We start from the raw sequence: 9,953 nt of genomic DNA, 5'->3' as shown, positions 1-9,953 counted from the left end.
GGGCAGGCAGTAGTTGTGCGGCCGGATGCCGCCCTGGAAGATCGCATTGCGATTCAGCAGCAGATGTTGCGGCGTCACGGTGGCCGCAATGCCGGGGCGTGCGCTCGTCACGAACTGCACCGCCTCACGCGTGGTCACGTGCTCGAACACGATCTTCAGCTGCGGGAATTTTTCGGCCACGCGCGCCAGCGTGCGATCGATGAATACGCACTCGCGGTCGAAGACATCGATGTCGTGATCCGTCACCTCGCCGTGCACCTGGAGCGCCAGGCCGCATTCCTCCATCGCGGCCAGCGCCGGGAATATCCGGTCGATGGCGGTCACGCCGGCGTCCGAGTGAGTCGTGGCGCCGGCGGGGTACAGCTTGGCGCCGATCACGAAGCCGCTTTTGCGGGCCGCGAAAATCTCCGCAGCAGGCGTCGCATCCGTCAGATAGAGCGACATCAGGGGCTCGAACGAGAGCCCCGCAGGCACGGCCTGCAGAATGCGCTGACGATAGGCCTTGGCCAGTTCGACTGTCGTCACCGGCGGCTTGAGGTTCGGCATGATGACCGCGCGCGCGAACTGCCGTGCGGTGAAGGGCACGACATTGGCCATTGCTGCGCCATCGCGCACATGCAGATGCCAGTCGTCGGGGCGCAAGAGAGTGAGCTGGGGCATGAGATGCAAAGGGGCTACTGGCAAACAGACCACTGGTCGGCTGGCCAGAGTCTCGGAGAGGAAAAAAGGTGCGGAAACTACGTTCGGACTCTGACCAGCTTACCAGCAGCCCGTTTGCCAGTCGCCCTCTTCGTGCCAGTCGCCTTCCTGCGCTTTTGTGCCCGCAGCAGATCGTGATCCAGCAGCAGGCTCGTCGTGAAACGCACGCCGAAGCCGGTGAAATCCGTCGGAATGTGCGCGAGGCCGCCACTGCGATTGCTGGCTGACAGATCGATATGGATCCACGGGATGTCCTGAGGCACGAAACGATTCAGGAAGCGCGCGGCCAGGATGTGATCGCCCTTGCCATCGACGGTGCATTGCAGAATGTCGGCGATGGGTGAGTCGAGATCGGCGTCGTAGTCCTCTGCCATCGGAAAGGGCCAGACGCGTTCGCCGCTGTGTCGTCCGGCGAGTTCGATGGCGGTATTCCATTCAGGATGATTGGTGAATGCGCCGCTGTAACGTTCGGTCAGTGCCGTGACGCACGCGCCGGTCAGCGTCGCGTAGTCGATCAGCAGTTCCGGTTTGTCACGGGCCGCAAGCGCCAGTGTATCGGCCAGCGCCATGCGGCCTTCGGCATCGCTGTGTACCACCTGGATGGTCACCCCATTGAGGGCCGTCACGACCTCTTGCGGACGGTAGGCACGCGCACCGATCTCGTTCTCGGTGATGGCCAGCCAGCAATCGATGTCGTACAACGCTTCCAGCGTGCTCAGAGCAAGCAGTGTGCCGACGGCGACCGCGCTGCCCTGCATGTCCTCGTGCATCTGATACATGCTCTTGTGCGGTTTCAGGTTGATTCCGCCGGTGTCGAAGCAGATGCCCTTGCCCACGAGTGCAAGTCGTGCCACCGCGCCGCTGCGATGCCTGGCGCGATAACGAAGGCGTACGATGCCTGCATCGCGATGACCATTGGCGCGGGCAACGGCGAGGAAAGCACCCGCGCCGAGTCTCTTGAGCGTCGCCTCGTTGAAAAACTGAAATCCCCACCCGTGCCGTCGGGCCAATGTCGCCAGCGCGCGGCGATAGCTGCCGCTCGAAAGCACATTGGGCGGCAGCGTGGTGAGCCAGCGGGCGAGGTGATTGCCACGATTGACTGCCAGAGCGCGTTCGGCGTCGATCTTCGCGCCGTCATCGATCAGCGTGATGCTTTCCAGTGACGTGTGGCGCGGTGGTTTCGATTTGAGGACCGGCATGGGCGCTGAGCCGGCCAGTGCTGCAGCAACCATGGCCTCCAGTGCCTGACTGGCGATGGCCGGGTCGATGCCGTGAGTCGCAAAGACGACGTGCGCGGGACCCAAAACTGCCAATTCCTTCCATGCCCGGGCCGCAGTGCTCAGTTTGTCGAAAGTGGATGCCTGGCCCTTGATGAAGGCGACCACCAGCAATGTGGCGGCTGGCCCGACGCGCAGGCTCAGAACGTTGACAGGTCCGCGCTGGGTCGCTTTGCGGTGTACTTTCTCGATTAATGCGCCGAAAGGCAGCTGAGCGAGCGGGGCATCCCGTTCGCACAGGATCACCGCGCCATCCTGCGATTGCAGAAAACGCTCACTGAGCTTGATGTGACGCTGTTCTATGCGCGTGTTGCGCTCTGCGGGAAGCAATTCCACGGCCTACTTTCCTTGACGTAAAAAATGCAAACCCAGATGATACGCGGGCTCTTCTGCTGGTTGGAATTTGAGGAAAATCCCTGAAGAGCCCCTGCAATGGAACGCGGGCGACACTGCGCAGCGTCGCGCCGTCGCTTATCCACGCGGCGATTCGCATGCCTCGCGACACCTTGCAGGTCGCGAGACTCCGCCGCTTTCGACGCCAATGTAGCCAACGAGTAGCAGCAAACGCATGACCGACCTTTCGAAGCAGGAAGACCTGGATCCTCAGGAAACCCGGGAATGGCTCGAATCCATCGACTCGGTTCTCAAGGCTCAGGGTGCTGAACGCGCTCACTTCCTGCTGGATCAATTGATCGATCACGCGCGGCGCTCGGGCGCGTATCTGCCGTACAAGCCCAATACGGCCTATCTCAACACGATTTCCGGCAGCCTGGAAAAAGACTACCCCGGCGACCGCACCATCGAGCGGCGTCTCGAGGCGTACATCCGCTGGAATGCAATGGCAATGGTTGTGCGTGCGAACCGTCAGAGTTCCGAGTACGGCGGCCATATCGCCAGCTATGCCTCGGCGGCGACACTCTACGAAGTCGGCTTCAATCACTTCTGGCGCGCACAGTCGGACAAGCATCCCGGCGACATGATCTATTTCCAGGGTCATGCGTCACCCGGCATCTACTCGCGTGCGTGGCTCGAAGGCCGTCTCACCGACGAGCACCTGAACCACTTCCGACAGGAAGTAAAAAGCGAGAAGGGCCTGAGCTCGTATCCGCATCCGTGGCTCATGCCGGATTTCTGGCAGTACCCTACGGTGTCGATGGGCCTTGGACCGATGATGGCGATCTACCAGGCGCGCTTCCAGCGCTACCTCGAGCATCGAGGCGTCGTGCCGCAGTCCGATCGCAAGGTCTGGGCGTTCCTGGGCGACGGCGAGATGGACGAACCCGAATCGATGGGCGCGATCACCATGCCGGTGCGCGAGAAGCTCGACAATCTCGTGTTCGTCATCAACTGCAATCTGCAGCGCCTCGACGGCCCGGTGCGCGGCAACGGCAAGATCATTCAGGAACTCGAAGCGGCCTTCCTCGGCGCCGGCTGGAACGTGGTGAAAGTGGTCTGGGGATCGCGTTGGGATCCGCTGCTGGCCCGCGATACCAAGGGACTGCTGCGGCGCGTGATGGAAGAGTGCGTTGACGGCGAGTACCAGAACTTCAAAGCCAAAGGCGGCGCGTATACGCGCGAGAACTTCTTTGGCAAGTATCCCGAGCTGAAGGAGATGGTCGCGACGATGTCGGACGACGAGATCTGGCGTCTGAATCGCGGCGGCCACGACTACAAGAAGGTCTGGAATGCCTACAACGTTGCGTCCAATCACAAGGGGCAGCCGACGGTCATTCTCGCCAAGACCGTGAAAGGCTTCCTGATGGGACGGTGGGGCGAAAGCCAGAACCCGACGCATCAGCAGAAGAAGCTCGACGATGAAGCGCTGCGTGAATTCAGCAAGCGCATCTTCATCGACGTCTCGGAAGAAGAGCTCGCCGCCGCGGCGTTCAAGCGTCCTTCCGACGACAGTCCCGAAATGAAATACCTGCGCGAACGCCGCAACTTGCTGGGCGGTTCGCTGCCGGCGCGGCGCATGACGGCTCCTGCGCTCACGGTGCCGCCGCTTGAAGCCTTCGATACGCTGCTGCAAACCTCCGGCGATCGCGAAATCTCGACGACCATGGCGCTGGTGCGCATTCTGCAAACGCTGGTCAAGGACAAGAGCATCGGCCAGCACATCGTGCCGATCATTCCCGACGAGGCGCGCACTTTCGGCATGGAAGGCATGTTCCGCCAGATCGGCATCTACTCGTCGATGGGCCAGCTGTACACGCCGCAGGATTCCGACCAGCTGATGTTCTACAAGGAGGACAAGAAAGGTCAGATCCTGGAGGAAGGCATCAACGAAGGCGGCGCACTGTCGTCCTTCATAGCCGCGGGCACGGCGTACTCGAATCATGGCGTGAACATGGTGCCGTTCTACATCTTCTATTCGATGTTCGGCTTCCAGCGCGTCGGCGATTACATCTGGGCCGCCGGCGACAGCCAGGCTCGAGGCTTCCTCATCGGTGGTACGGCAGGCCGCACCACGCTCGCCGGCGAAGGTCTGCAGCACCAGGACGGTCACAGTCATCTGCTGTCCTCGACCGTGCCGAACTGTGTTTCATACGATCCGACGTTCGCCTACGAACTCGCCGTGATCGTGCAGGACGGCATGCGACGCATGTTCGCAGACCAGGAAAACATCTTCTATTACATCACCTGCATGAACGAGAACTACCTGCACCCGGCGATGCCGAAGGGCGCGGAGCAGGGCATTCTCAAGGGGATGTACCTGCTGCAGTCCGGTAGCCGCGGCAAAGTGCGTGTGAACCTGCTCGGCGCAGGCACCATTCTCAACGAGGTGATCAAGGCGGCGAGCATTCTCGAAAAGGACTATGGCGTGCCTTCCGATGTGTTCAGCGTTCCCAGCTTCTCGGAGCTGCGGCGCGAGGCGCTCGACATTGAGCGCAGCAATCTCCTCCATCCGGATCAGCCTGCACAGCAACCCTACGTGCGTCAGTGCTTCGGCGATCGCACGGGGCCGTTCATCGCCGCTTCGGATTACATGAAGATCCTGCCGGACCAGATTCGTCAGTGGGTTCCCGGCCGCTACGTCGTGCTCGGCACCGACGGTTACGGTCGCAGCGATTCGCGCGCGCAGCTGCGTCATCACTTCGAGGTCGATGCCGCGCACATCGTGCTCGCGTCGCTCAAGGCGCTCGCGGATGAAGGCAAGCTCGACATGGCCACCGTGAAGTCGTGCATGAAGAAGTACGGCATCGACGCCGACAAGCCGAATCCGGTGACGCAGTGAGCAGCGACACTGTCGCTGCCCGGCCCACTGGTCAGCTGGCCGACTGGCTAACTGGCCTGACTCTGCGTTGCAGCGATTCCCGTTCTTTTCCTGCCAGCCGGCCAGTCGGCCAGTTCGCCCGTTAGCCTGTCAGTCCTATGTCTCAAAAAATTACCGTTCCCGATCTCGGCGATTTTCATGACGTTGAAGTCATCGATGTCCTGGTGAAGCCAGGCGACACGATCGACATCGACACGCCGTTGCTCACGATCGAGACCGAGAAGGCCACGATGGACGTACCGTCCACCGGCGCGGGGACCGTGAAGTCGGTGACCGTGAAGAAGGGCGACAAGGTGTCGAAGGGCAGCGTCATCCTGGACGTCGAAGCGGCGGCGGCCAGTGCGAAGCCGGCGGCGGCTGCGCCGGCCGAGAAGCCCGCAACGCCTGCCGAAAAGGAAAAGAAAGAGGAGCCGCAGGCGGCTCAAGCGCCTGCCGCCAAACCCGCTGCAGCTCCCGCTCCGGCGCCACAGCAGCCTGCTGCGGCCACTGCACTGGCATCGGCGCCCATCGATGAAGGTGCGTTCTCGCGTGCCTATGCGAGCCCCTCAGTGCGTCGTTTCGCACGGGAACTCGGCGTCGATCTCGGCCGGGTCAAAGGATCCGGGCTCAAGGGCCGCATCACGCCCGAGGACGTCAAGGGTTTCGTGAAGCAGGCGCTCGGTTCAGGCGCGATAGCTGCGGGCGGCGGTGCCGGCCTGCCCAGAATTCCAGAAGTCGATTTCTCGAAGTTCGGTGCCATCGACGTCAAACCGCTGGGCCGCATTCAGAAGATCTCCGGTCCGCGCCTGCAGGCCAGCTGGCTCAACATCCCGCATGTCTGGCAGATGGACGAAGCCGATATCACTGATCTCGAAGCCGAACGAAATCGCCTCAAGGAACAGGCGTCGAAGCAGGGCATCAAGCTCACGCCGCTCGCGTTCATTCTGCGTGCCTGCGTCAAAGCGCTGCAGGAATTCCCGACCGTCAACAGTTCGCTGGACGGCTCAGGTCAGAACCTCGTGTTCAAGAAGTACATCCACCTCGGTTTCGCCGCCGACACACCGAACGGTCTGATGGTGCCGGTCATTCGCGATGCCGACAAGAAAGACATCTACGAGATCGCGCGCGATCTGGCGACGCTGTCCGCCAAGGCGCGCGACGGCAAGTTGAGCGCCATCGACATGCAGGGCGCGAGCTTCACCGTGTCGAGCCTCGGCGGTATCGGCGGCACGTCGTTCACCCCGATCATCAATGCGCCGGAAGTTGCGATCCTCGGTGTGGCGCGTTCATCGATGAAGCCGGTGTTCAAGGACAATCAGTTCGTGCCGCGGCTTATCCTGCCATTCACGTTCGCCTACGATCACCGCGTGATCGATGGCGCCGCCGGTGCACGCTTCACGACCTTCCTCGCACAGGTGCTCGCCGAAGCGAAGGGGTTGCTGGAAGCGGTACCGTGAGGAAGGGCCTACTGGCTTACCGGCAAACTGGCCTGCTGGCCAGAAAAGCGGCCCAGAAAAGCGGCAGTGGGAAGATCGGTAGCCAGAAAGCAGTAGCAAGAGTTCGCAATTCATTGATCCGTTTTCATCTGGCCAGTTGGCCAGCCGACCAGTCAGCCAGTTAGCCAAACCATGCCTCAAGACGTAATCGTTCCCGATCTCGGCGACTTCAAGGAAGTGGAAGTCATCGAAGTGCTGGTCAAGCCCGGCGACCAGATCGATGTCGAAACGCCGCTGATCACGCTGGAAACCGAGAAGGCAACGATGGATGTGCCGTCGTCGTCCGCCGGTGTGGTCAAGTCGGTGGCAGTGAAGAAGGGCGATCGTGTCTCCAGGGGCAGCGTCGTCGTGACGATCGAGGCCGCCGCAGCAGTTCCCGGCAAGGGCGAGAGCGAACCCGCAGCACCTGCACCTGCATCCACACCTGAGCCAACGGCGAAGGCAGAAGCTGCGATCCCGGCCGCGAAGGCGGCTGCCACCGACAAGTCGAATTACGACTTCGATGTCGTCGTGCTCGGTGCGGGGCCCGGCGGTTACACGGCAGCGTTCCGCGCGGCCGATCTCGGCATGAAGGTCGCGATGATCGAACGTTGGCCGACACTCGGCGGTGTGTGTCTCAACGTCGGTTGCATTCCCTCCAAGGCATTGCTGCACGCGGCGAAAGTGATCGACGAAGCCGAGGAGATGCAGGTTGGCGGCATCACGTTCGGCAAACCGCAGATCGACCTGGCGAAGCTGCGCGAATGGAAAAGCAAGATCGTCGGCCGCCTGACTGGCGGACTCGCAATGATGTCGAAGCAGCGCAAGGTCGAAATCATCCGCGGCACCGGCAGCTTTGTCTCGTCGCACGAAATCTCCGTTTCTGAAGAGGTTGCGTCGTCCAGCGCGCAGCAGCCCGCAAAGGAAGCTCGGCGAGTGTCGTTCGCCCACTGCATCATCGCCGCAGGATCGGAATCGATCCGCCTGCCGGGCATGCCGGAAGATCCGCGCATCATCGATTCGACGGGCGCGCTCGAAATCGATGTGCCGCAGCGGCTGCTCGTCGTCGGCGGCGGCATCATCGGCCTGGAGATGGCCACCGTGTACGCGGCGCTGGGAGCGAAAGTCAGCGTCGTCGAACTGACGGACGGTCTGATCCCCGGCTGCGATCGTGATCTGGTACGCCCGCTCGAGAAGCGCATCGCCAAACGCTACGAACAGATCCTGGTGAAGACCAAGGTCACGAAGATCGAAGCGCAGAAGGACGGTATCAAGGTGACTTTCGAGGGCGAGAAGGCGCCCGGGCCGCAGCTGTATGACAAAGTGCTGGTGGCCGTGGGACGCAGCCCGAATGGCAGGCGCATCAGCGCCGAGGCCGCAGGCGTTACGGTCAATGATCGTGGCTTCATTCCCGTCGACAAGCAGATGCGCACGAACGTGTCGCACATTTTCGCCATCGGCGATATCGTCGGTCAGCCGATGCTGGCCCACAAGGCATCGCATGAGGCCAAGGTGGCCGCCGAGGTGGCGTTCGGCGAGAAGCGCGCCTTCGACGCACGCGTGATTCCGTCCGTCGCCTATACCGATCCGGAGATCGCATGGGCCGGGCTCACCGAAACGGACGCGAAGGCGAGTGGCGTCGAGTACGGAAAAGCCAGCTTCCCCTGGGCGGCGAATGCACGTTCACTCACGCTTGGCCGCGATGAGGGCCTGACGAAACTGCTCTTCGACAAGCAGACGCACCGGCTGCTCGGCGGCGGTATCGTCGGACCCAATGCGGGCGACCTGATCGCCGAAGTGGCCCTGGCCATCGAAATGGGCAGCGACGCCGCGGACATCGGACTCACCATTCATCCGCATCCCACGCTTTCCGAAACCATCGGCATGTCGGCGGAGGCGTTCGAGGGAACCCTGACGGATCTGTATCTGCCAAAAAAGAAGGGCTAACTGGACTGGCTCACTGGTCGCTGGCCAGAGTTTATGAAGCGAGTCAGTCCTTCTTGTCTGGCCAGCAGACCCAGCGACCAGTTGACCGTTCGGTCTTCGCCTTCTGGCTCTTCCGGACCAGAGCCAGCTGCAACGATCGCGGCGTAGAATCTCTTCCCGTCCCAATACCAATCATAAACGGGAGAAATTCGTGAATTTGAACCAGCTCATCGAGCGGGCCAAGGCAATCCTGCTCACACCCAAGACCGAATGGCCGGTGATTGCCGGTGAGCCGGCAACCGTCGCCGACCTGTACAAAAACTACATCCTGGTACTGGCGGCCATCCCGGCGATCTTCGGCTTCCTCAAGATGAGCCTCATCGGCGTCAGCATTCCCTTCGCCGGTACCTTCCGTGTCGGAGTAATGGCAGGCTTGTCGAGCATGCTGGTCGGCTATGTGCTGACGCTGGTCATGGTGTTCGTGATGGCACTCATCGTCGATGCGCTGGCACCCTCGTTCGGCGGCCAGAAGAACCAGACGCAGGCCCTCAAGTCGGTCGCGTACGCTTACACGGCGAGCTGGGTGGCAGGTATCGCACAGATCGTCCCCTTCCTCGGCACGCTGATCATGATTGCCGGCGCCATCTATAGCATCTATCTGCTGTATCTCGGACTGCCGCACACGATGAAGAGTCCGCCCGAAAAGGCGGCTGGCTACACGGCCGTCGTGATCATCATCGCGATCGTGCTGAGCTTCATCGTCGGCCTGGTCGCTGCTGGCGTGACGGGTGTTGGCTCGATGATGAGCGGCGGTTCCTACGGTGTTTCTGACAGCGACGGGACGATCGACAAGGACAGCCCGCTCGGCAAGCTCGAGCAATGGGGCAGGAGCGTCGAGCAGGCCGGCAAACAGATGGAAGCCGCGGAGAAGTCGGGAGACCAGCAGGCCCAGGCCGATGCCATGAAGGTGCTCATGGGCGCCGCGCTCGGCGGCGGCCAGGTCGAATCTCTGGCACCGGATCGTCTCAAGGAGTTTCTGCCCGGGTCGCTTGCCGGCATGCCGCGCGGCGAGCTGGCCAGCGAACGCAATGGCGCCATGGGATTTCAGATTTCCGAAGCCCGTGCCGCATACGCGGATGAGTCGGGACGCACGCTGCGCCTCGAAATCACGGACACCGGTTCGGCGAAGGGCCTGCTGGGCCTCGCCAGCTGGGCCGGCGTCGAAGGCGAGAAGCAGACGTCGGGTGGTTACGAAAAGACCTATCGCGACGACGGCCGTCTGATCCACGAAGAATGGCGCGGCTCGGATGGCGAATATGCAGT

6 protein-coding genes are annotated in these 9,953 nt (G+C 62.0%); 4 read left to right on the top strand and 2 right to left on the bottom strand.

Features of this window, described 5'->3' with window-relative positions; all coding sequences use genetic code 11:
* Both VIZ63_RS11500 and VIZ63_RS11495 read right to left on the bottom strand, forming a co-directional pair.
* On the bottom strand, positions 1–660 hold a 660-nt coding region (locus VIZ63_RS11500; protein ID WP_331609756.1), incomplete at its 3' end, for an amidohydrolase family protein.
* A gap of 77 nt (positions 661–737) precedes the next feature.
* Positions 738–2,312, bottom strand: a complete 1,575-nt coding sequence (locus tag VIZ63_RS11495; protein WP_331609755.1) for a M17 family metallopeptidase — start codon at positions 2,310–2,312, stop codon at positions 738–740.
* A gap of 232 nt (positions 2,313–2,544) precedes the next feature.
* On the opposite strand from VIZ63_RS11495, the gene aceE reads away from it, so the two are divergent.
* The 4 genes from aceE to VIZ63_RS11475 all read left to right on the top strand — a co-directional run.
* Entirely contained in the window at positions 2,545–5,211 is a 2,667-nt protein-coding gene (gene aceE, locus VIZ63_RS11490) for a pyruvate dehydrogenase (acetyl-transferring), homodimeric type (protein WP_331609754.1), read from the top strand.
* A 137-nt stretch (positions 5,212–5,348) separates the two neighbouring features.
* Positions 5,349–6,686, top strand: coding sequence for a 2-oxo acid dehydrogenase subunit E2 (locus VIZ63_RS11485; RefSeq protein ID WP_331609753.1), 1,338 nt, complete (start codon positions 5,349–5,351; stop codon positions 6,684–6,686).
* Positions 6,687–6,857: 171 nt separating this feature from the next.
* Positions 6,858–8,651 (top strand): dihydrolipoyl dehydrogenase, encoded by a 1,794-nt coding sequence (gene lpdA, locus VIZ63_RS11480; protein ID WP_331609752.1) that lies wholly within the window; start codon positions 6,858–6,860, stop codon positions 8,649–8,651.
* 190 nt (positions 8,652–8,841) lie between these two features.
* A partial coding sequence (locus tag VIZ63_RS11475; protein WP_331609751.1) for a Yip1 family protein occupies positions 8,842–9,953 on the top strand: 1,112 nt, incomplete at its 3' end.

Source organism: Povalibacter sp. (assembly GCF_036520495.1).
Lineage (GTDB): Bacteria > Pseudomonadota > Gammaproteobacteria > Steroidobacterales > Steroidobacteraceae > Steroidobacter.
Note: the sequence above shows the minus strand (reverse complement) of the source record. Positions and strands in the feature narration are given on the sequence as shown.

Coding starts and splice junctions, on each gene's coding strand:
- aceE (WP_331609754.1), top strand. CDS start 2,545: ATGACCGACCTTTCGAAGCAGGAAGACCTGGATCCTCAGGAAACCCGG.
- VIZ63_RS11485 (WP_331609753.1), top strand. CDS start 5,349: ATGTCTCAAAAAATTACCGTTCCCGATCTCGGCGATTTTCATGACGTT.
- lpdA (WP_331609752.1), top strand. CDS start 6,858: ATGCCTCAAGACGTAATCGTTCCCGATCTCGGCGACTTCAAGGAAGTG.